This is a genomic window from Dawidia cretensis (assembly GCF_018598175.1).
Classification (GTDB): domain Bacteria; phylum Bacteroidota; class Bacteroidia; order Cytophagales; family Cyclobacteriaceae; genus Ohtaekwangia; species Ohtaekwangia cretensis.
Genome location: NZ_JAHESE010000031.1, coordinates 14630 through 36214 on the forward strand (window position 1 = coordinate 14630; position 21585 = coordinate 36214).

19 protein-coding genes are annotated in these 21585 nt (G+C 53.6%); 12 read left to right on the forward strand and 7 right to left on the reverse strand.

The features are described from left to right. Nucleotides 1–2: 2 nt before the first annotated feature. From KK062_RS23595 to KK062_RS23635, 9 genes are all read left to right on the forward strand, one after another. Nucleotides 3–1124, forward strand: a complete 1122-nt coding sequence (locus KK062_RS23595) for an aspartate aminotransferase family protein (RefSeq protein WP_254086829.1) — start codon at nucleotides 3–5, stop codon at nucleotides 1122–1124. Then, complete coding sequence (locus KK062_RS23600) at nucleotides 1121–2074, forward strand: Rossmann-fold NAD(P)-binding domain-containing protein (RefSeq protein ID WP_254086830.1); 954 nt, start codon at nucleotides 1121–1123, stop codon at nucleotides 2072–2074. Before KK062_RS23595 ends, KK062_RS23600 begins: the two co-directional genes overlap by 4 nt. Then, the gene (argB, locus tag KK062_RS23605) at nucleotides 2071–2859 is read left to right on the forward strand and encodes an acetylglutamate kinase (RefSeq protein WP_254086831.1); all 789 of its coding nucleotides are present in this window, start codon (nucleotides 2071–2073) and stop codon (nucleotides 2857–2859) included. Before KK062_RS23600 ends, argB begins: the two co-directional genes overlap by 4 nt. 43 nt (nucleotides 2860–2902) lie before the next feature. Beyond that, nucleotides 2903–3961: a M20 family metallo-hydrolase gene (locus KK062_RS23610; RefSeq protein ID WP_254086832.1), complete on the forward strand. Its 1059-nt coding sequence runs from the start codon at nucleotides 2903–2905 to the stop codon at nucleotides 3959–3961. Between the two features lie 25 nt (nucleotides 3962–3986). After that, on the forward strand, nucleotides 3987–5321 hold the full coding sequence (gene argH / locus KK062_RS23615) for an argininosuccinate lyase (RefSeq protein WP_254086833.1): 1335 nt from the start codon (nucleotides 3987–3989) through the stop codon (nucleotides 5319–5321). Nucleotides 5322–5449: 128 nt separating this feature from the next. After that, nucleotides 5450–6613: a Gfo/Idh/MocA family protein gene (locus KK062_RS23620; RefSeq protein WP_254086834.1), complete on the forward strand. Its 1164-nt coding sequence runs from the start codon at nucleotides 5450–5452 to the stop codon at nucleotides 6611–6613. 12 nt (nucleotides 6614–6625) lie between these two features. Continuing rightward, on the forward strand, nucleotides 6626–7126 hold the full coding sequence (locus tag KK062_RS23625; RefSeq protein WP_254086835.1) for a hypothetical protein: 501 nt from the start codon (nucleotides 6626–6628) through the stop codon (nucleotides 7124–7126). Between the two features lie 208 nt (nucleotides 7127–7334). Next, a complete protein-coding gene (locus tag KK062_RS23630) occupies nucleotides 7335–8567 on the forward strand; it encodes a M48 family metallopeptidase (protein WP_254086836.1) in 1233 nt (410 codons plus the stop codon). A gap of 11 nt (nucleotides 8568–8578) precedes the next feature. Beyond that, the gene (locus tag KK062_RS23635; protein WP_254086837.1) at nucleotides 8579–10495 is read left to right on the forward strand and encodes a rhomboid family intramembrane serine protease; all 1917 of its coding nucleotides are present in this window, start codon (nucleotides 8579–8581) and stop codon (nucleotides 10493–10495) included. 86 nt (nucleotides 10496–10581) lie between these two features. Here the strand turns inward: KK062_RS23635 and KK062_RS23640 are convergent, their stop codons facing one another. Next, nucleotides 10582–11562, reverse strand: coding sequence for a pyruvate dehydrogenase complex E1 component subunit beta (locus tag KK062_RS23640; protein WP_254086838.1), 981 nt, complete (start codon nucleotides 11560–11562; stop codon nucleotides 10582–10584). A 112-nt stretch (nucleotides 11563–11674) separates the two neighbouring features. Continuing rightward, nucleotides 11675–13447: a hypothetical protein gene (locus KK062_RS23645; protein ID WP_254086839.1), complete on the reverse strand. Its 1773-nt coding sequence runs from the start codon at nucleotides 13445–13447 to the stop codon at nucleotides 11675–11677. A gap of 200 nt (nucleotides 13448–13647) precedes the next feature. Here KK062_RS23645 and KK062_RS23650 point away from each other — a divergent pair, with 200 nt between their 5' ends. After that, on the forward strand, nucleotides 13648–13875 hold the full coding sequence (locus KK062_RS23650; protein WP_254086840.1) for a PspC domain-containing protein: 228 nt from the start codon (nucleotides 13648–13650) through the stop codon (nucleotides 13873–13875). A 64-nt stretch (nucleotides 13876–13939) separates the two neighbouring features. Here the strand turns inward: KK062_RS23650 and KK062_RS23655 are convergent, their stop codons facing one another. From KK062_RS23655 to hisS, 5 genes are read right to left on the reverse strand one after another with little or no spacing between them, the layout of a single operon-like run. Beyond that, nucleotides 13940–14947: a glycosyltransferase family 2 protein gene (locus KK062_RS23655; RefSeq protein WP_254086841.1), complete on the reverse strand. Its 1008-nt coding sequence runs from the start codon at nucleotides 14945–14947 to the stop codon at nucleotides 13940–13942. Continuing rightward, nucleotides 14944–15279: a YbaB/EbfC family nucleoid-associated protein gene (locus tag KK062_RS23660; RefSeq protein WP_254086842.1), complete on the reverse strand. Its 336-nt coding sequence runs from the start codon at nucleotides 15277–15279 to the stop codon at nucleotides 14944–14946. Before KK062_RS23660 ends, KK062_RS23655 begins: the two co-directional genes overlap by 4 nt. 58 nt (nucleotides 15280–15337) lie before the next feature. Next, nucleotides 15338–17308 carry a T9SS type B sorting domain-containing protein gene (locus KK062_RS23665; protein ID WP_254086843.1) on the reverse strand — a complete coding sequence of 657 codons (1971 nt, stop codon included), beginning with the start codon at nucleotides 17306–17308 and terminating at the stop codon, nucleotides 15338–15340. Continuing rightward, entirely contained in the window at nucleotides 17305–18804 is a 1500-nt protein-coding gene (gene hutH / locus KK062_RS23670; RefSeq protein ID WP_254086844.1) for a histidine ammonia-lyase, read from the reverse strand. The genes KK062_RS23665 and hutH overlap by 4 nt, the downstream gene beginning before the upstream one ends. Nucleotides 18805–18826: 22 nt before the next feature. Next, on the reverse strand, nucleotides 18827–20194 hold the full coding sequence (hisS, locus tag KK062_RS23675; protein WP_254086845.1) for a histidine--tRNA ligase: 1368 nt from the start codon (nucleotides 20192–20194) through the stop codon (nucleotides 18827–18829). 147 nt (nucleotides 20195–20341) lie between these two features. On the opposite strand from hisS, the gene KK062_RS23680 reads away from it, so the two are divergent. Then, the gene (locus KK062_RS23680) at nucleotides 20342–20500 is read left to right on the forward strand and encodes a hypothetical protein (RefSeq protein WP_254086846.1); all 159 of its coding nucleotides are present in this window, start codon (nucleotides 20342–20344) and stop codon (nucleotides 20498–20500) included. A 310-nt stretch (nucleotides 20501–20810) separates the two neighbouring features. After that, nucleotides 20811–21581, forward strand: coding sequence for an exodeoxyribonuclease III (locus KK062_RS23685; protein ID WP_254086847.1), 771 nt, complete (start codon nucleotides 20811–20813; stop codon nucleotides 21579–21581). Nucleotides 21582–21585: the final 4 nt, after the last annotated feature.

Sequence of the window (21585 nt, forward strand, 5' to 3'; positions counted from 1 at the left end):
TCATGAAATTATTTGATGTATACCCCTTGTTTAACATCACACCGGCCAAGGCTGAAGGCTCCTGGTTGTGGGATGACAAAGGGCAGAAATATCTGGATCTGTACGGCGGCCACGCCGTGATCTCGATCGGCCACTCGCACCCGCATTATGTTAAGGCCCTGTCCGATCAGCTCAGCAAGATTGCATTTTACTCCAACAGCGTGCGCAACCCGCAGCAGGAGCAATTTGCCGAGAAGCTGGGAGTCGTTTCGGGTTATCCCGACTATCAACTCTTTTTGTGTAATTCCGGTGCCGAGGCTAATGAGAACGCGCTGAAGCTGGCGTCGTTTGTGACCGGCCGTAAGAAAGTGATCGCTTTTAAGAAGGCGTTTCACGGTCGTACTTCCGGTGCTGTAGCGGCTACCGATAATCCGAAGATCGTCGCGCCGTTTAACGCTAACCACGAGATCGTGTTTGTGCCGATGAATGATGAGGCTGCTTTTAGCGCGGCGTTGGACAATACGGTGGCAGCGGTGATCATCGAAGGTATTCAGGGGGTGGGTGGCATTCAATTGCCGACCGATGCCTTTCTGCAATTCCTGGAGCGCCAGTGCCAGGCCAACGGTTCGATCTTTATTCTCGATGAAATTCAAAGTGGCTACGGCCGTAGCGGTAAATTCTTTGCGCATCAGCACGCGGGCGTACGGCCCCATGTGATCACGACGGCGAAGGGTATGGGCAACGGCTTCCCGATCGGGGGCGTGTTTATTCACCCCGACATCAAGCCGTGGAGCGGTATGCTCGGTACTACGTTTGGTGGCAACTACCTCGCCTCGATTGCCGGGTTGGCTGTGCTGGAAGTGATCGAGCGGGAAAAGCTCATCGAAAACGCGGCGGTACAAGGCAATTACTGGATCGAAAAACTCAAGGCCATGCCGACCTTGAAAGACGTGCGTGGTCGCGGTCTGATGATCGGTTTCGACCTGCCCGACGACAAGGCTACGGTGCGCACCGACCTGCTGCACAAGCATAAGATCTTTACCGGCGAAGCCAAGCCCAACACCATCCGGTTGTTGCCGTCGCTGACGCTGACCCGCACGGAAGCCGACCTATTTTTAACTGCCCTGACTGAAGAACTGAAATGAAGAACTTTATTTCCGTAGCCGATGTCGACAACATCGACGCCCTCGTAGCGAAGGCCCTGGCCTTTAAAAAGGAAGCGCTCAAAAGCCAGACGTTAGGTGCCAACAAGCGCCTGGGCCTGCTGTTCCTCAACCCCAGCATGCGTACCCGGTTAAGCACACAGATTGCCGCCGAGAATCTCGGCATGAAGGTGATCGTGTTTAACGTAGGCCAGGACGGCTGGGCGCTGGAGTTCGAAGACGAAGCCATTATGAGCGGCAATACGGTGGAGCACGTAAAAGATGCGGCTCCGATCTTGGGCAAGTACTTTGACGTATTGGGGATCCGTACGTTCCCGTCGTTGCAAAACAAAGTAGACGATTACAGCGAGCTCTATATCCAGCAATTCATGAAGTATGCCGGTATACCGGTGTTGAGCCTGGAGAGCGCTACGCTGCACCCGTTGCAGAGTCTTACCGATATTATTACCATCCAGGAAACCTTCCGCGAGCAACGTCGCCCGCGCATTGTGCTGACCTGGGCACCGCATGTAAAAGCGTTGCCGCAGTGTGTGGCCAACAGCTTTGCGCAGTGGGTGAACGCATGGGGCAAAGCGGACTTCGTCATTACCCATCCGGAAGACTACGAGCTGGACGAGAAGTTTACGAAAGGCGCAACCTACGAGCCGAACCAGGACAAAGCGTTGCACGGTGCAGACTTTGTCTATGTGAAGAACTGGAGTACGTATACTGACTACGGCCGCATTTATAACAACGACCCGGCCTGGATGCTGACGGCGAAGAAGCTGGAATCTACCAACAATGCACGGGTTATGCACTGTCTGCCGGTGCGCCGCAACGTAGAGCTAAGCGATGAGATTCTCGATAGCGCCAACAGCATTGTTACGCAACAGGCGTCGAACCGCGTATGGGCGGCGCAGGCGGTGATCAGCGAATTACTCGGAAACAAATGAGCAAACTTTTTATCATCAAGATCGGCGGCAACGTACTGGACAACCCTCCGGCACTGAGCGCATTTCTGCAAGACTTTGCCGCGATACGCGAGCCGAAGATCCTGATCCACGGCGGCGGTAAGATCGCTACAAAGATTGGCGACAGCCTGGGTATCGAGTCGAAGTATGTCAACGGCCGGCGCATTACCGACGCGGCTACGCTGGACGTAGTGACGATGGTATACGGTGGGTTGGTCAACAAACACATCGTGGCGACGCTGCAGAAACTGGGTACGAATGGCATTGGTTTAACGGGTGCGGACGGCAACACGATTAAGGCTGTACGCCGACCGGTGAAAGATGTAGACTACGGCTTCGTGGGCGACATCACGCCGGATGGGGTAAATGTAAACTTCCTGAGCACGTTGCTGAATGCAGGCATTGTGCCGGTGTTTGCACCGCTGACACATTCGGAGGGTGCTATACTCAATACCAATGCCGATACGATCGCTTCGGTGCTGGCGGTGGCGCTGGGCAAGCAGTTTGATGTGCGGCTGATCTTCTGCTTTGAGAAGAAAGGTGTGCTGCGCAATGTAAACGATCCGAGCACCGTCATACGACATTTACCCAAAAGTAAATACGAAGAATTATTGCCGGCCGGTGTGTTTGCTGACGGGATATTGCCGAAATTGGAAAATGCTTATGCGGCGATTCAAACCGGCGTAAAAGAAGTGCTGATCGGGGAGGCATCAGACCTGCTCAAAAATACCGGCAGCGAAACAGAAGGAACATTGATCACGATATAACAACGTTGGCGGGCTACCAGAGGCCTGACGGCTATCATCACTTATGGAATCATTACACGAAAAGGCTACCAACCTCCTGACGCGGCTCATTGCTGTGCCGTCGTTCAGTAAGGAGGAGGACGAAGTGGCTTCGGTATTGGAAGATTTTTTTGAGCGTGAACGGGTAAACTCGTTTCGCAAGGGTAACAACATCTGGGTAAAAAATCAGTATTTCGATCCGAAGAAACCAACCGTACTTCTCAACTCGCACCACGACACCGTGCGCCCCAACCCTCAGTATACACGCGACCCGTTCAAACCGGAGGTCATCGACGGTAAGCTGTTCGGCCTGGGCAGTAACGACGCCGGCGGACCGCTGGTGTCACTCATTGCCACCTTTCTGCACTACTTCCCGCAGCAGAACCTGAAGTACAACGTCGTGCTGGCCGCCACGGCCGAGGAAGAGATATCCGGCACCGGCGGTGTAGAGAGCATTTGGTCATCGTTGCCAACGATCGACTTTGCCATTGTCGGAGAGCCCACCCTGTGCCAGATGGCCACGGCGGAAAAAGGTTTGATGGTATTGGATTGTATCGCCCAGGGCAAGGCGGGCCACGCGGCCCGTGAGGAAGGGATTAATGCGATCTACGAAGCGCTGCCGGACATTGAATGGTTCCGCACGTATCGGTATCCGGAAGTGTCGGAGACGTTGGGACCGATCAAAATGACGGTGTCGATCATTACCGCCGGCAAGCAACACAACGTGGTGCCTGCCGAATGTCATTATACCGTAGACGTACGCTGTACCGATAAATATACCCTGGAAGAATTGCTGGACATCATCCGGCAACACGTGAAGAGTGAGGTAAACCCGCGCTCGATGCGTATGCGCCCGTCGGGGATTGCCGAGGAGCATCCGCTGGTGCAGGCGGCCGTCAAGCTGGGCATACACCGCTATGGCTCGCCGACTACGTCGGACCAGGCGTTGATCCCCACGCCGTCGGTGAAGATGGGCCCGGGCGACTCGGCACGTTCGCACTCGGCCAATGAATTTATTTATGTCGACGAGATCCGTCAGGGCATCGAGACCTATATCAAGGTCCTGAACGAAGTAATCCTGTAAACGGCCGTCGAAAAATCAGTCTGCAATGAAACTCTGGCAAAAAGATAAGACCTCCCTGCACGAAGTAGAGCGCTTTACCGTAGGCCGCGACCAGGAAATGGATATGTTCCTGGCACCGTTTGACGTACAAGGCTCGCTGGCGCACATCACCATGCTGCAATCCATCGGCCTGCTGGAAAAGTCCGAGCTGGACTTGTTAACGGCGGCCTTAAAAGATATATATGGGAAGATCCTGACGCGTGATTTTCGCGTGGAGGACGGGGTGGAGGATATTCACTCGCAAGTAGAGCTGGAGCTGACGCGTCGCCTGGGCGATGTTGGCAAGAAGATTCACAGTGGCCGGTCGCGCAACGACCAGGTATTGGTCGACATTAAATTATACCTGCGTCACGAGATCGAGCAGGTAACGGACGGCGTAAAGGTCCTCTTCGACCTGTTGCTGGCACAGAGCCAAGCTTTTAAAGATCATTTGCTGCCGGGCTATACACACTTGCAGCTCGCCATGCCCTCGTCGTTCGGCTTGTGGTTTGGTGCGTATGCGGAAAGCCTGGTGGACGATCTTATTACCGTGCAGGCAGCGTACCGTGTGGTGAATAAAAACCCGTTAGGTTCCGCTGCGGGATATGGTTCATCGTTTCCGCTCAACCGCACCCTGACAACCTCGCTGCTGGGTTTTGAAGACCTGAATTACAACGTGGTCTATGCGCAGATGGGACGTGGCAAGACCGAGCGCATTGTCGCCAGCGCCTTGTCGAATGTCGCACTGACGCTGAGTAAGCTGTCGATGGATGCGTGTTTATTCCTGAACCAGAACTTTGGTTTTATCAGCTTCCCGGATGAGCTGACGACGGGATCGAGTATCATGCCGCACAAAAAGAATCCCGATGTATTTGAGCTTGTGCGAGGCCGCTGCAACCAGCTGGCCGCGTTGCCGAATGACATTGCCCTGGCCACGGCCAACCTGCCGTCGGGCTACCACCGCGACATGCAGTTGCTCAAGGAAATCTTGTTCCCGGCCATTCAGAATTTAAAAGACTGTCTGCAAATGACGCACCTGATGTTGTCAAACATCAAGGTGAAGGAAAACATACTGAATGATCCTAAATATACTTTCTTGTTCAGCGTGGAGGAAGTGAACAGGCTGGTACTGGCGGGTATGCCGTTCCGGGATGCGTACAAGAAAGTGGGCATGGACATCGAGCAGGGGCAATACAATCCTGCTACCACGGTGCAGCATACACACGAAGGGAGCATTGGCAATCTGAGCCTGCCGGCAATCAAGGGCATGATGGATCAAACCCTGAGTGGGTTCGCATTCGATCGCTACAAGGCCGCCATCGATGCGCTGCTGGCCCCCTAAGCGGTCAGCTTCTAATCAACATTTACGAGTACTGTAGAATTAACTCCTCATCAACCGGTGCGTTGGCGAGGTGCTTTCTTTTTGTCTGCGGGCATGTGTTTTTATTTCGTACCAGAAATAAGGACAGCATGAAAGAATCCAATACACCTTCTTCCTCGCGACGGACTTTTCTCCGTCAGTTGTCCGGCACGGTGGGCGGAACGTTGCTTAGCTTCTCGCTGCCGGCCTGGGCGGTGTCGCGCAGCCCGCAAGGGTGGGAGGAGACAGGTGATGCGGCCCCTGTTCAGGATACCGGGCGTAAACTAGGCATTGCTCTGGTGGGCCTTGGTAATTATAGCACACATCAGCTGGCGCCGGCATTGGAGCAAACCAAGAATTGCCGTTTGGCGGGAATTGTTACCGGTACGCCCGCGAAAGCTGAAAAGTGGAAGCGTAAGTACAACATTCCCAACAGGAGTGTTTATAACTATCAGAACTTCGACGCTATTAAGGATAATCCGGACATCGATATTGTCTACGTTGTGTTGCCAAATTCGATGCACGCCGAGTTTACGATTCGCGCGGCAGCCGCCGGCAAGCATGTGATCTGCGAGAAGCCGATGGCCATATCGGTTAAGGAGTGTGAGCAGATGATCGAGGCGTGTCAGAAGGCCGATCGTTTGTTGTCCATTGGCTATCGGCTGCACTTCGAGCCGCATAACCTGACGATGATGGAGTTTGGTAAGAACAATGTATACGGTGCGGTTAAAAAAGTGCAAGCCCGCGACGGCATGGACATCGAGCCGAACGTGTGGCGGTTGGATAAGAAACTGGCGGGCGGCGGCCCGTTGATGGATGTCGGCATTTATTGTGTGCAGGCCGCGATCTATACGGTGGGCAAGAATCCCATTGCCGTGACGGCACGCGAGGGCGAGAAGACCGACCTGAAACGCTTTTCGCAAGTCGAACAGTCGCTCCTGTGGCAACTGGAATTTCCGGGGGGTGTCCTGGCCGATTGCGAAACGAGCTACGCCAAAGAAATGAATATGTTACGGGTGGATGCGGAACGCGGCTGGTATGCCCTCGAACCGGCTTATGCCTATAAAGGTATTACCGGCAGCAGCAGCCAGGGCAAGCTGGACCTGCCACAGGTGAATCAACAAGCGCTGCAAATGGATGACTTTGCGACTTGTGTGCGTCAGAATAAAAAGAGCCGGGTGCCGGGAGAGATGGGTCTGCGGGACGTGCGTATTCTCACGGCTATCTACGAGGCTGCCTCGACCGGTGTTCGAATTGAATTGAATAACCTTTAAACACCAGATTATATGAAAACGACAAAAAATAGCAATACCCCCGCTGCGAAGAAAAGCGCACCGGCCAAGAAGTCGGCAAAGTCTAAGGCTACGCATACCAAGGCTCCGAAGAAGGACAAACTTCCCGGCGAATATCCACCGAGCGAAGATATAATGAACCCTGATAATGGTATGGAGCGCGTGCACGTGGACCTGGAGGATATGAGCACTTCGCGTACAAGCGCAAAACAACTGACCGAAGAAGCTGCACGCGAAGGTCGTGCTAACAAGGAAAGCGATCTGACGAAAGAAGACCGCCGTGCGCTGGGCACTGACGGGCTGAACAGCGATGAAGGGGATGACGATCAACTGCGCGCCCGGGTAACGCCGGTGGACTTCGCCGGCAAGGACCTGGACATTCCGGGCTCGGAGCTGGACGACGCATCGGAGGCAATCGGAACGGAAGACGAAGAGAACAATTCTTATAGCCTCGGCGGCGACAATCATGAAGACCTGGAGGAGGATCGCGCTTAACCGTTATCGCTACACAGTGTTACGGCAATACGCCGAAACCGGGATGTTGTACCCCATACTCGTCCCGGTTTCGGTGATGCTGCGTTTGTGGGTGAGCTATTACACGCGTATTCTGTACATTCTGTACATGTATTTTCGATAAACATCTTTATCACAAACACCTTCATAACCTAGCGACTTCTCCTTTTATTTGCGTAAAATGGAGTATATGCAGCCGCACACCATCCTTATTATCATTTTAGCCATCACGACGATTTCGTACGTGTCCGGGCAATTGCTGGACTATCTCAACCTGATGGCCCAACGCACGACGCTGCCCGACGAGATTGCTGCCTTTTACGACCGGGATAAATACGTTACCTCGCTGGCGTACCACCGGGCGTTAACCCGCTTTTCATTTCTGACCGACGCGCTGGGCTTTTTGGTTTCTGCAGGCATGTTGCTGGCCGGTGGCTTTGGCTGGATAGACGCCCAATTGCGCCCGTTCTTTTCCAACGAGATTCTATTGGCATTGGTGTTCTTCGGTGTGATTGTGCTGGCGTCGGACATCCTGACGCTCCCGTTTCAATGGTATAGCACCTTTGTGATAGAAGCCAGGTATGGCTTTAATAAAACGACAGTGCGTACGTTTATTCTCGACAAGCTCAAAGGGTATTTGCTGGGTGCGCTGTTGGGCGGCTTACTGCTGGCGGCGCTGATTTACCTGGTGCAGATTCTGGGGCCGTCGTTCTGGTTGTGGTTTGCCGCGCTCGCCACCGTATGTGTGTTGTTTATAAACTTGTTTTATACCTCGTTGATCCTGCCGCTGTACAACAAGCTGACGCCACTGCCGGAAGGGTCGCTCAAGACGGCGATCGAAGCGTTTGCCCGCAAGGTAGACTTTCCATTGGACAATATTTTTGTGATCGACGGCTCGAAGCGCAGCAGCAAGGCCAATGCTTTTTTTTCGGGTATCGGCAAAAAGAAAAAGATCGTGCTGTACGATACACTGCTGCAGCAGCACACGGAGGAGGAGCTGGTGGCGGTGCTGGCGCATGAAGTTGGGCATTTTAAGAAGAAACATATTGTCTGGAGCCTGGTACTGGCCGTGATGCAGATATTTTTTACGTTGTATGTGTTGTCGTGGATGATCTCCAGCGAAGCGCTGTCGCTGGCGCTGGGTGGGAGCCAACAGGCAATACATTTAAACCTGATCGCTTTCGCGACCCTGTTCTCGCCGGTGTCGGCCATTACCGGCTTGCTGATGAGTATGTATAGCCGGAAGAACGAATTCGAGGCTGACGCCTATGCGCGCGCGACCTACGACGGCCCGGCCCTCATGGCGGCGCTCAAGAAGCTGTCGGTGGAAAACCTAAGCAACCTGTATCCGCATCCGCTATACGTATTTTTTCATTATTCGCATCCGCCGTTGTTGAAACGGCTGGCGGCGCTGGCTAGATAACGATGGGAGAGATGTTCCGGAAATCGATCGCCACAACGGTGCTGATAGGCATCAACCTCGTTGTATTTTTCTGGCTCGCGTGGCAACAGCAAAGCCTGATGATGAATACGGGCGCTGACGCGCTGGCCATTCTGCACGTAGGGGGTAACTTCAATCCCTATACGCTGGGAGACCAACCCTGGCGCCTGCTGACGTCCATGTTTCTACACTACGGCATCATTCACCTGGCGGTAAATATGTATGGGCTCTATGTCCTGGGAGCGGGGCTGGAACCGGCCGTGGGCACGCCGCGATTTTTGCTGGTATACTTTTGCTGCGGCCTGGTATCAGGCATCGCGAGCTTGTTATTTAATACGTATGTGATCAGTGCCGGTGCGTCGGGGGCGCTGTTCGGGTTGTACGGTTACCGGCTGGGTGCCGAAGTGATCGGCAGCTTTCACGACCGCCAGCAACTGCGGACGGTGTTTATCAACTTCGTGATCTTTGTCTTGATCAATGCGTTTGTCACGGCACAGTTAAATGTAGACCTGGCCGGTCATATCGGTGGCTGTATAGCCGGGGTCGTGCTGTCGGTGTTCCATTTTAAACTGCGCTGGCTTATTCCCAATGGTCAACTGCTAATAGTCATGCTGGCGATACCGCTGGTGTTGTTTGTTTTGCCACAAGGGCAGAAACGGTATTATGCCATCTATCAGCAGGTGTTGCGTGCGGAAGATGACGGCGGGCGGGTATATGGCGCAGCGAAGACCGACGAGGCGTTGAAAGACAGCCTGGAGCTGCTCGCGGGCCGGTGGGATACGATCGCATCCCAACTGCGTGCGTTGCCTGCCATACCCGCTGTATTGCAAGCCGACACAGCCATTATCGGCCGGTATAGTCGGCTGCGCTATGCGGAGACAACGTATAGAGTTAAGATGATTGCCCGCGAGTCCTATGTATACCGCGACAGCATCGAGCTCATACAGCAACAGCAGGCAACGATCGGTAAGATTCGTTTCCCGCTAAACTATGACGCATCGCTGGCATTGACAGCGGATACGGTGCAAGAAGTCTCTGCGGCGGCACCACCGACGAGGTGGGACTACACGAAAGTATACTACGACAAAGATTGGAAAGAAACGCTCAGTGTAACCGACTATCACTATTACCGCGAAGGCGCCCGCGACTCGGCTGGCCGTTGGCAGGGCCGGGTGACGGACTATTTCCGGAACGGCGATGTGCAGATGAAAGGAGAGTATAAAAACGGTTTGAAGGACGGCATATTCCTCTATTACTCCGATCACGGCACCTATACCTCTGCGGGGCGCTATACACGAGAGGAATCAGTGGGTAAATGGGAAACCTATTATCAAAACGGCAGGCTACAGCGCGAGGTGGTTTACCAGGACGGTGCGTTTACCCGAAATGTGTGGGATTCGCTCGGCCGCGTACAGGTGAAGGACGGCAATGGCTACGAAACACAGTGGTATGAAAACGGGAAGATGAAATCCGTCGGCAGCTACCTGGATGGCAAGCAGGAAGGCCTCTGGAGGGGGTATCACGCAGACGGCACGCCCTACTACCAGGAACTATACCACGCGGGCAAGCTCGAGCGGGGCATGGCCGTCACGCGCGATGGCAAACGGTATATATACGATCAGTGGAGTGACCTGGCACTGCCGGTCATGGGATTGGAGAAGTATCGAAAATACCTGGATGAGCATACACATGCGCCCGGAGCCTTGTGGCCGGGAAGCGGTACCGTGAAAGTTGTCTTTACTGTGGATCCCCGGGGAGGGCTGCGCGACTTTGTGATCTTGCAGGGCGTTTGCCCGGTATGCGACCAGGAGGCTATTCGCCTGATTCAAGCGGGGCCACCCTGGAGGCCGGCGTTGGTGCGCGGACACCAGGCTGTTACCGCGCAGGGGTATATGGAAGTGTCCTTCTAATCTTTCCGAACGGGTATAAAAAAACAGCCTTCCGTGGAGGAAGGCTGCTGTATAAGGCTTGTCCGTCACGTCGAAGACGCGGCGTATTAATCGCGGTACATGGTAGTTTTTACTGCTTTAATGGTCTTTTCTACGTTGGGCAGGATGGCCTGGATCAGCGTAGGGGCGTACGGCAGGGGCACGTCGAAGCTGTTGACACGCTGAATGGGAGCATCCAGGTAGTCGAAAGCATGCTTTTGTACGTGGTAGGTGATCTCTGTCGCGATAGACGACAGCGGCCACGCTTCTTCCACGATCACCAGGCGATTGGTCTTCTTTACAGAGGTTACAATCGCTGCGTAGTCGATCGGGCGTACCGTGCGCAGGTCGATTACTTCCGCAGAGATGCCTTCTTTCTGGAGTTCTTCCGCTGCCGCCAGGGCTACTTTCATGATCTTGCCAAACGATACGATGGTGATGTCGGTGCCGGGGCGTTTGATATCGGCCAGACCGATGGGAATGATGTATTCTTCGGCAGGAACGTCCATTTTATCACCGTACATGACCTCAGACTCCATGAAAATAACCGGATCGTTGTCACGAATGGAGGCTTTCAGAAGCCCTTTGGCGTCGTACGGGTTGGAAGGAACGACTACTTTCAGACCGGGCGTATTGGCAAACCAGTTTTCAAAGTTTTGGGAGTGTTGGGCGCCGAGCTGGCCGGCGTTGCCGGTAGGGCCACGAAACACGATGGGGGCGCTGTATTGCCCGCCTGACATGGAAAGAATCTTGGCGGCCGAGTTGATGATCTGGTCGATGGCCACCAGCGAAAAGTTGAAGGTCATGAATTCGATGATGGGGCGGAGGCCGTTCATGGCGGCACCGACACCGATCCCGGCAAAGCCCAGCTCAGCGATTGGCGTATCGAGCACGCGCTCGGCTCCAAATTCCGCCAGCATGCCCTGGCTGACTTTGTAGGCACCGTTGTATTCGGCTACCTCTTCACCTAACAGCACGATGCTGGGGTCTTTACGCATTTCTTCGCTCATGGCCTCGCGCAGGGCCTCTCTAAACTGGATCTCTCTCATGACGTTACTTTTGAAAAGCGTGTAAAAATAGTATCCGGGGGTGGATTGGGCAAATAAAAAACCCTCCCGACAGGTCGGGAGGGTTCTTATATCAAGATTCCAATGAGTTCTGTTATTTCAACGCATTTCTGAAAGGCTCTGTGGCGGCGAATTTCGTGAATTCGAGGTCGCTCAGAGCAGCTTCTTTCAGTGAAGGATCCACTTTTACAGCAGATGTCAGGTTAGTTACCACACCGTCAGCCTGGTTCAGGCGGGCAGAAGCAACAGCGGCGCCATAGTAAGCGATCGCCAGGTTGCTGTTTTTGTTGGTAGCTTCTTTGAAAGAAGTCAGCGCGTTTTGGTAGTCCTTGTTCAGCACTTGTGCCAGACCTTTGTTGAACAGGTTGTCAGCATTGTCTGTAGCGTTAGACTCGGAGCTTACCGCAGCAGCGTATTGTGCTTTTACGATCTCAGCATAGCCTTTTACACCGTTTACACCGGCAGCGTTGTCGCCCGTCAGGCTACCAGCAGCTTTCGCAGCGTGGCTGTAAGCAGCGTATGCGTTGCCTTTCAGCGCAGCAACAGAAGCCAGGTTGGCTTGTACTTCAGCAGCGTCGTTGATCTTAGAGGCCAGGTCCAGTTGCGCCTGTGCTTTGTCAGCCAGGGTAGCAGCATTGCTGGAGTTTTCGATCGCCTGTGCGATGTATACAGCGCCGAGGTTGTTGTGTGCTACCCAGCTAGTACCTTTTTTGGTAGCAGCTTCGTAGATAGCAGCTTTCTCATCCAGGGAAGGAGTGAGTGTAGCAGCGTACAGCAGCTCTTCTTGTGACAGCGTATCGGCGCTGGTAGAGCCTGTTGTGATTTGTTTTGCCAGGACAGAGATCTCTGCGTCTGTTTTCTTCTCTTTTACAACCAGGATCTCAGTTTTTGCTGTTCTCAGTTTAGGATACACGTCTTTGAAAACTTTCTTGTAGGTCTTCAGCGACTTGAATTGTTTCTCCTGGTCTTCGAAAGTACCGCCACCGTTGATGATGTTCAGGTATTCAGCTTTCTCTTCAGAAGTGATGCCTGTGTAGGCTTCGAGGGCAATTTTGAAGTTAGCCCAGTCCTGGATCACCGGCTTCAGGATGAACTGGATCGAGTCAGCTTTGCCTTTGTAATCGTACTTCTTCATTTCTGCGCGATAGAATTTCTCGATCGCAGCAGCACGTTCCGGAGACAGTTTGCTGTTGATACGCTCAGCACCTTCAGGAGAGTGAGTACCGGTGATGGTTACGGTACGGGTAGCGTTCTTCGAAGCGATGAAGGCATCGAGCTGTTTACCTTTTGCACTCTTGATCTCAGTCGTTCTGAGGACAGAACGGCCTTGTTCGAAGATGAAGTCAGGGATAACGATGGGGGTCAGTTCTTCCTGGTTGTTGTAACCGTGCGCAGCGTATGCGGCAAAGTATACAGGTTTAACCAATTTCGAAGTAGTGATCACACCGGTAGCGACAGGCATGCGCGCAGTAGTCTTAGACTTAGAGCCTTTTGCTGCAACGCCTTCTACTTCCAGCGTACCTACTTTCATGGCAGGCTGGTAAGGGAATGCAAAGCTCTTTGTTACGCGTGGTTGCTCTTTCGCGGCGTTCGGGTAGTCCTCAGCCTTGAACGGTATAGGATCCAGCGCAAGTTCTTGCTCGCCGTACTTATAGAAGCTGTTTACGGTGTACGTGGTACCTTTCTTCAGCATTTTCACGGGCAGGTTTGCTGCCAATTCGTAGGCAACTGTATCCTTATGAACTTCGAGCGGATTGGGGGTCACAGTCAGCTGTTGTTCTTTTGCCATTTTCACCATCTTGGGCAGCGTGCAGCCCGCAAGGCTAAAGGCACCGACGACCAGAAATGAGTAAACTACTTTTCTCATTGGATTTTAGTTTATTAGTTGATTTTAAACAGGTTGCAAAGGGTGCAAAACTATACTTATGTGTATTTTTTTGCAATTATACTCAAAAAAATAAGATCGGCATGGGTCATACGAAGCGTTCGGCGCGTTATATTTGTAAGCCGGATTTTTGTTCGATAAATCAACTATTTCTACGTTGAAGTTCTAAAAGAAAAGGTAATATGAGGCAATTAACCGATAAAATCCAGCATTTCTTTGAGCGTCAGGCCTTTGGCGTGTGTACGCACATTGGCGAGAAGATCGGTGTGGCTACCTCCAGCATACGTCTTTTCTTCATTTACACTTCCTTTATCACCTTCGGATCACCGCTGATTATTTACCTTTCCCTGGCCTTTATCATGAACATGCGCAAGCATTTGCGTAAGCGCAAGCCTGTGTGGGACTATTAAGTTAGGGAAGGGAAATAAACGTTATTAGCGGTAATACCCTCGATGGGTGTACTAATAGCAATAACTATACCCGGGGTGACTTTCTGCGGATATAATGGTCGAAGATAATAGATCCCCGGTATACCGCCGTGCGTGGGTACGACGGATAGGTACGTCGTAATGCCTTACGTTTGCGCCAGTCGCGCCGAAATCTTCTCAGAAAATGTACATGCGCCCGCAGCACGGCTCCTGCATTGGCGGGTTTACGCTGCGCCAGGAAGACAAATGCCGCCAGCCAGTCAAGGGCCAGGCGTACAGGGAATTTATACACCAGCTCGGTCGTGTCGAAGTGTTTCAGAATAAGCGACAAACCATTTCGAAAGTTCAGGTAGGTTTTACGCGGATGATCGTAGCCCAACGTACCGGCGCCAACGTGGTAGATAGTGCTCAGCCCGCAATAGTACACCTGGTGGTTGGATCGTTGCAGTTTCCAGCAGAGATCGATCTCCTCCATATGTGCAAAGAAGTCCTCATCCAGTCCGCCAAATTGATGGTATAATTCCGCTCGTATCAGGAGGCACGCACCGGTGGCCCAGAAGACCGGACGTTGATCATTATACTGCCCGCTGTCTGTCTCCACCGCGCGAAACATGCGCCCGCGGCAGAAGGGATAACCCAGCGCATCGATATACCCGCCGGCAGCACCGGCATATTCAAACTGACTGGGTTGGTGATAGGAGAGTATCTTGGGATGGACGGCTGCTATACCAGCGTTATTGTCGAGCAGGCGGATGAGCGGCGGCAACCAATCCGGGGTAACTTCAATGTCGGAGTTGAGAAGCACGTAGTAGTCGGCGTCGGTCACGTGTTGCAGCGCCCGGTTATAGCCGCCGCAGAAGCCGTAGTTCTGGTCGAACAGGATCAGCCTGACGCCGGGAAACTCGCGCTTTAATACTTCGATGGAATTGTCGGTCGAGCCGTTGTCGGCTACAATCACCTCGGCTTCGGGCGAGCAGGCCACGACCGAGGGCAGGAACTTGCGCAGGTAGGCAGCCCCGTTATAGTTTAAAATGACAACGGCGGTCCGACTCATCCCATCAGGCTGCTAAGGTCTACACCCGGTATATTCGGCAGCAGCCCTTCGGTGCTCTTCCGGAGCTCTTCCTTGGCCTTTACTTCGGCTTCGCCGGCAGCCTTGTTGACGGCGGCAATGATCAGATCTTGTAAGATGATGCGATCGTCGGCCTTCAGCAGAGAGGGGTCGATTTCGAGGGCCACGAGCTGTTTCTTGCCATTGACCGTGGCCTTTACCATGCCGGCACCGGCATCGCCTTCGGCACGTACGTTGACCAGGCTGTCCTGGGCTTCTTTCATGCGGGCCTGAACTTCCTTCATCTTGCCCATCATTTTCATCATGTCAAACATAGCTGTATGGATTACGGGTTGTTACTGGCGGCAAAGGTATGAATTGATTGACGATAGCCTACTTCTTTCGCAGCAGATAGAAGGCGCCGGATTTTTCAAAGGTACGGCCGGCGCGGTCTACGACCGTAGCCCTAAAGACATATGTGCCTTCCGGCTGCAGGTTGCCTTTATAGGTGCCGTCCCAGCCGGCGTCTTCCTTGTCGTTTGTACTATACATCATCTCGCCCCAGCGGTTAAAGATCTTCATATCGAAGCTTACCACATACCGCTGGCCAAAGACGCGGAAGGTGTCGTTCGTGCCGTCGCGGTTAGGGGTAAACCCGGTCGGGTAATATAGGTTAGGCGCCTTGATGAGAGTGATGGTATTGGAAACAGACGGGTCCAGCGTGCCGTCTGTGGCGCGGGCGGTAATGACGTAGGTGCAGACCTGGTTGTCGGGGTGGTTGGTGCTTGGGTCGGTGAAGGTGGTGACGTTGCCCGCTTCGGTGGTTTCGAGCAGGTTGCCGCCATCGTCGTACAGGCTCACGCTATAGGTGCTCAGGGGCGACGTCCAACCGCTATAGGCGGACCACGTCAGGTCGACGGTGTTGTCGGGCCGCAGGCTGCCGCCGAGCTGTATGGGGCAGGCATCCAGGCTTGGCAGACTGGTGTTGCCACACCGGTCGGTATAGGTCACGCGGTAGCACGTCGGGTCCGTCGTGGCGTACGCCGGGTCTATAAATGGCAACGCTGTAAATTCCTGCGCCGCACCGGGCACGCTGTTAACAGTCTTGACGACGGAGAATGTCGAGGCCGGTACCGCTACTTCGGGCCATGTGAGCGTGACGCTGGTGCCGTCTACGAGCGCGCTGATGTCGGCGATGGCCGGTGGAATGTTGTTGGAGAAAGCGGTGACGCTTTTGGGGAACGAAAGGCTTTGTGCGCCACCGGTATAATTACCCGTGAGCCGGTACGTGTATTGTTCCTTACAGGTGACGTTGGTGTCGGTGTAGGCCGCGGGTGTAGGCGCTACGTTGGGCGACAGCGCTGCGTCGTTTTTGAGGATGGTAATGTCGGTCAGCGGGTGGGCGGCGGTGGCCGCGGCGGTGGACCAGGTGAGGTCGTTTTGGTTGTTTTGCGCGGTAGCCGTCAGGTTGAGGCTACACACGATCGGGGAGCTGCCGGCCACTACGTTGTCGCATGGGTTAAAGGTATTGACGCGCATACAGTAGTAGTTGGACAGTGCCGGTACGTTTGTTACCATTTGGGTCATGTTGGTGGCCTGGTCGCTGTAAAGCGTTGCGTACTGCTGGAAGCCCGTGGCGTTGTTGGTCGCGACCATAAACCGGTACTGAATGGAAGGATCGGTATCGAAGTCTACCTTGATGGACGTGCCGGGGTCTAACACTTCTACCCGGCGGATGTCTGCCACGGGAAGTGTATTGGCCACGGTTACGGTAGCGGTTTTTGTGAGGCAGCCGGCATCGTTGGCACCGATGCCGTTGTTACCGGTCACTTTCACCGTGCGCGGTGTGGGGATAGCGGGCGCGGGTATATAGGTGTGAATGTCAGTCGCGCTCACGGCCGGTTTTGTAACGGGAGGACCGTCGGAATAGTCGAATGTATAGAACGGGTAGCGCGTGTCGGTCACTTTCATAAACACGTCGCCGCCGTCGCAGGAGTATGCTTCAAAGGAAGGGGGGGCATTGGGCGACACATCTACGCGGATGTCGTCGTTGTTTATGCCATCGGTACCCACGGCGATGAACAAGTTGTAGGTACCGGCGGGGTAAAACCAGACTGAATCCTTGCCTTGATCGGCAGGGTCAAACTCGCCTGTTTTTACGGTAGTGCCGTTCCTGGTCACCCGGTAGGAGCATGAAACCGTGAGATCGGCGCACGGTGTGTTGGTAATCCATACTTTGAGCGTGTCACAGCCTTTTACTGCGTCGGCAGTAAATTTACCATTGTTGCTGGGAAACTGCGCCACGGCCACATGCGTGACGAGGAGTATCAGCCATACGGTAAAGATGAGCGACAGTGCCTTCATGCGTTCGTTTTCAGCGGCAGGTTCTTTAAAAATTCTTCCGCCTTTTTAATATCGTCGTGCAATATGCGGTCATCCTCTATAAACGGCACTATGACACGGAAAGTATGAACGAATTCTTCGAGCGCAGGCGAAGTTTTGAGCGGCCGGCGGAAGGTGAGCGCCTGGGCCGCGGTGATGAGCTCGATGGCCAGGATGGAATACAGGTTGTTGACAATGCGATATGCCTTCGTGGCGGCATTTGCGCCCATGCTGACGTGGTCTTCCTGCCCGTTGGACGACACAATGGAATCTACCGAGGCTGGTGTGCAAAGCTGTTTGTTCTGGCTGACCAGCGAGGCTGCGGTATATTGCGGGATCATCAATCCGGAGTTGATACCGGGGTTAGCCACCAGGTAATTGGGCAGGTCGCGCAGTCCGGCGATCAGCTGGTATGTACGTCGCTCGGAGATGTTGCCCAGCTCGGCCAGGGCAATGCCCAGGAAGTCGAGCGCCAGGGCCAGCGGCTGGCCGTGGAAGTTGCCCGCCGAGATGATGGCATCGTCGTCGGGGAAGACATTCGGATTATCCGTTACGCTGTTGACTTCCGTCAGCATCACGCGCGTGACATAGTCGAGCGCGTCGGCGCTGGCGCCGTGTACCTGCGGAATGCAGCGGAAGGAGTAGGGATCTTGTACGTGTTTTTTAGCTTGTGCAATGAGCTCGCTGCCGGCGAGCGATGCGCGGATCGCGGCCGCCACGGACTGTTGCCCGGCATGCGGGCGGATGGCATGGACCGACGGCAGGAACGGCTCGATACGTCCGTCAAAGGCGTCGAGTGATAATGCGCCGATCAGATTTGCGAAATGTAATAAACGCTGACCATGCACGACACACCAGGTGCCGTAGGCGCTCATGAATTGTGTGCCGTTGAGAAGCGCCAAACCTTCTTTCGCCGCAAAGGCAATAGGCTTCCACTGAAATTTTTTGTTAATGGCTTCGCCGGATAGACGGGTATGGTTGTGTTGTACTTCGCCAAGCCCCAACAGCGGCAACGACAAATGTGCCAGGGGCGCCAGGTCGCCGGAGGCGCCGAGCGATCCCATCTCGTAAATGACCGGCAGTATACGCTCGTTATACATTGCTATGAGGCGCTCGACCGTCAGGACTTGTACACCCGAGTAGCCATACGACAGGGACTGCGCTTTCAGGAAAAGCATGAGTGACACAATCTCCTCCGGCACTTCCGGGCCGGTGCCGCAGGCGTGCGACTTCACGAGATTCTCCTGCAGTTTTTCTAACTGGTCGTGCGAAATGTTTTTGTTGTACAGCGATCCAAAGCCGGTATTGATACCATAGATCGCCTGTGTCGACCCGGCCAGTTTTTGATCGAGGTAGGTGCGGCAGCGTGTTATCTTGTCGCGGGTTTCCGCCGGTAGCTCCACAGTCACGCCGCCGTGTAGTACGGCCGTGAGATCGTCGAGTGTGAGGGGTTTATCGGATAAGAAATGCACAGGCATCGTTGGTTGGGTTGGGGCGTGGTTACCGCAGTTTGGCAATGACCTCGTCGACGGTGGCTTTCACTTGCTCGCCTTTCTCCATGTCCTTAAAGGTCAACTGGCCAGTCTGCATCTCGTTCGAGCCGATCACCAACGTGAAGGGTATCATCTTTTTGTTGGCGTACGTTAGCTGCTTGTCCAACTTTTTCTGGTCGGGATATATTTCGGATGGTATACCGGCCGCGCGGAGCTTGGCCAATACCCCAATGCCATACTGCAAGGAGGCATCATCAAAATGACAGATCAATACTTTAGACGCTACAATGGTGTTCTTCGGGAAAAGCTCCAGCTTTTCCATGGCGTCGTAGATGCGGTCAACGCCGAAGGAGAAGCCCACACCCGACAGGTTTTCTTTATCGCCAAAGGCCTTGGTCAGGTTGTCATAACGACCGCCACCACTCACACTGCCGATGCCGCTATTGTGAATCTTTACTTCAAAGATACATCCAGTATAGTAGCTCAGGCCCCGGGCCAGGGCAATATCGAATTCAACGTGTGTATCGTCTGCGTTGTAGCTTTGCAGCAGGTTTAATACTTCGCGTAAATCGCGTAAACCATTCTGTCCCGTTTCTTTCCCATCAAAGCGGTCATAGAGGAACGCAATCTTGTTTGTCGTGGAGCCTTTCACTTCCAGCAACTCAAACAATGTGGTGAGGCTCTCTTCCGAGAAGCCTTTGGGACGGAGCTCTTCTTTAACCTTTTCAACACCGATCTTGTCGAGCTTATCGATGGCTACAAACAGTGCCACCTCACGGTCTTGCGCGCCAATTGCTTCGGCAATGCCCGACAGTACGCCGCGGTGGTTGATCTTGATGCTGTAGTCGGTGACACCAAGGCCTTTGAATACCTCTTTGATCATCAAAATGATCTCGGCTTCGCAGAGCAGGGAGTTGGTGCCCACGACGTCGGCATCGCATTGGTAAAACTCACGGTAGCGGCCAAGCTGTGGCGCGTCGCCGCGCCATACGGGCTGCATCTGGTAGCGTTTGAAGGGAAATGCGATGTCGTTGCGGTTCATCACGACGTGACGCGCAAAAGGAACCGTTAGATCATATCGCAAACCCTTCTCCGTGATGGCCGACGCGATCGGCCGCAATTGCCGGCTGGCAAGGGTAGGATCATCCACTTTCTTCAGGAAATCGCCCGAATTCAGAATCTTAAACAGCAGCTGGTCGCCTTCCTCGCCATATTTCCCGGTCAGCGTTGACAGGTTTTCCATGGCGGGGGTTTCCAGGGGCATAAAGCCGTAGGTCTGGAATACCTGGCGGATGGTGTTAAAAATAAACTGCCGCTTGGCCATGACTGCGGGACCGAAATCGCGTGTTCCTTTGGGTAATGTGGGTTTTTCCATAAAATTCTACGTCGCAAAGCTAACCAGGATTTTCAGGAACGGAAGGCCCTGGGGGCCAATACGGGGTGTGTCAGGATAATTACGATTATTTCTTGGTTGGAATGGAAAAGCGGATTATTTTTGCGCTCCTTTTAAAGAATAAGTGCCATGGCAGTAACCAGACTTAAGAGAAAAAACCGCAAAGATAAAGCTAAATCGGCTGTTCGCCGTCAGTCGCTGAAAATCCAGAATGCGAAACCGGTGATCAAGAACGTTGACATCGAAGCAATCAAAGAAGAGTTCAAAGCTAAGGCTGCTAAGAAATAAGCAGTCCCGACCTTTTATGATATGGTAAAGCCTTGTACAATCGTACAGGGCTTTCTGTTTTTACCACGTGTAAGCCATTTAGCGAGAAACGTCTGGAAGTTTAGCTATCCCCTAAATATTCGTCCTCCATCGTCTCGAACTTCATCCTAAGCTCATCTGAAATCGACTTGTGAAGTCCAGTTTCCTTTCTGATAATCCCAGCTAAAAGATTTCATACGTGTAGTCTTAGCTGGCTACCCGGCACTTTTTCCGTTTTCGTTGAGACTTCCCCGCTAACTTTCTTAACATTGAGGCCGCAAAACCAACCGCTATGAAGCATTTTGTCAACTGGAACGTAAACGGCATCCGCTCGATCATTAAAAAGGACTTTCTGAAAGATGTCGCGCAGATGGACCCGGACATTCTGTGTTTCCAGGAGACCAAAGCGGCCGTAGAGGAAGTGCGTTCAGCGCTGGAGCTGCTGCCAGGGTACCATGTGTACGTCAATTCATCCAAGGCCCGCAAGGGCTATTCCGGCACGGCCATCCTGAGCAAAGAAGAACCGATGCAGGTAACCTATGACATGGGCCTGGAAGAGCACGACCAGGAGGGACGCGTGATCGCAGCCGAGTTTGCGACCTACTTTGTGGTAACGGTTTATACGCCTAACTCCGGCGACGGACTGGCACGCCTGGACTACCGCGAGCGTTGGGATAAAGAGTTTATGGAGTATCTGCAATGGCTCAGTCGCCGCAAGCCGGTCATTGTCTGCGGTGACCTGAACGTAGCGCATCAGGCGATCGACATTGCCCGTGCGAAAGAGAACTACAACAAGTCTGCCGGCTATACCCAGCGCGAAATAGATGGTTTCACCCGCCTGCTGGAATCCGGGTTTGTCGACACCTTCCGGCGATTTTATCCAGAACAGGTTAAGTATTCGTATTGGGACTATGTCACCAAAGCCCGTGAGAAAAACACCGGCTGGCGCATCGACTACTTCCTGGTAGCCGAGTCGCTGATGGACAAGGTCAAGGAGGCCGCCATTTACAATGAATACCTGGGCTCGGACCACTGTCCGGTAGCCATCCGGATAGACTTATAATCCG

Excerpts from the sequence above, each read along its gene's own strand:
- KK062_RS23595 (WP_254086829.1), top strand. The coding sequence starts at position 3 with ATGAAATTATTTGATGTATACCCCTTGTTTAACATCACACCGGCCAAG.
- KK062_RS23630 (WP_254086836.1), top strand. The coding sequence starts at position 7,335 with ATGCAGCCGCACACCATCCTTATTATCATTTTAGCCATCACGACGATT.
- KK062_RS23680 (WP_254086846.1), top strand. The coding sequence starts at position 20,342 with ATGGCAGTAACCAGACTTAAGAGAAAAAACCGCAAAGATAAAGCTAAA.
- KK062_RS23640 (WP_254086838.1), bottom strand. The coding sequence starts at position 11,562 with ATGAGAGAGATCCAGTTTAGAGAGGCCCTGCGCGAGGCCATGAGCGAA.
- KK062_RS23645 (WP_254086839.1), bottom strand. The coding sequence starts at position 13,447 with ATGAGAAAAGTAGTTTACTCATTTCTGGTCGTCGGTGCCTTTAGCCTT.
- KK062_RS23600 (WP_254086830.1), top strand. The coding sequence starts at position 1,121 with ATGAAGAACTTTATTTCCGTAGCCGATGTCGACAACATCGACGCCCTC.
- KK062_RS23650 (WP_254086840.1), top strand. The coding sequence starts at position 13,648 with ATGAGGCAATTAACCGATAAAATCCAGCATTTCTTTGAGCGTCAGGCC.
- argB (WP_254086831.1), top strand. The coding sequence starts at position 2,071 with ATGAGCAAACTTTTTATCATCAAGATCGGCGGCAACGTACTGGACAAC.
- KK062_RS23620 (WP_254086834.1), top strand. The coding sequence starts at position 5,450 with ATGAAAGAATCCAATACACCTTCTTCCTCGCGACGGACTTTTCTCCGT.
- hutH (WP_254086844.1), bottom strand. The coding sequence starts at position 18,804 with ATGCCTGTGCATTTCTTATCCGATAAACCCCTCACACTCGACGATCTC.
- hisS (WP_254086845.1), bottom strand. The coding sequence starts at position 20,194 with ATGGAAAAACCCACATTACCCAAAGGAACACGCGATTTCGGTCCCGCA.
- KK062_RS23635 (WP_254086837.1), top strand. The coding sequence starts at position 8,579 with ATGTTCCGGAAATCGATCGCCACAACGGTGCTGATAGGCATCAACCTC.
- KK062_RS23665 (WP_254086843.1), bottom strand. The coding sequence starts at position 17,308 with ATGAAGGCACTGTCGCTCATCTTTACCGTATGGCTGATACTCCTCGTC.
- KK062_RS23655 (WP_254086841.1), bottom strand. The coding sequence starts at position 14,947 with ATGAGTCGGACCGCCGTTGTCATTTTAAACTATAACGGGGCTGCCTAC.
- KK062_RS23610 (WP_254086832.1), top strand. The coding sequence starts at position 2,903 with ATGGAATCATTACACGAAAAGGCTACCAACCTCCTGACGCGGCTCATT.
- argH (WP_254086833.1), top strand. The coding sequence starts at position 3,987 with ATGAAACTCTGGCAAAAAGATAAGACCTCCCTGCACGAAGTAGAGCGC.
- KK062_RS23660 (WP_254086842.1), bottom strand. The coding sequence starts at position 15,279 with ATGTTTGACATGATGAAAATGATGGGCAAGATGAAGGAAGTTCAGGCC.
- KK062_RS23685 (WP_254086847.1), top strand. The coding sequence starts at position 20,811 with ATGAAGCATTTTGTCAACTGGAACGTAAACGGCATCCGCTCGATCATT.
- KK062_RS23625 (WP_254086835.1), top strand. The coding sequence starts at position 6,626 with ATGAAAACGACAAAAAATAGCAATACCCCCGCTGCGAAGAAAAGCGCA.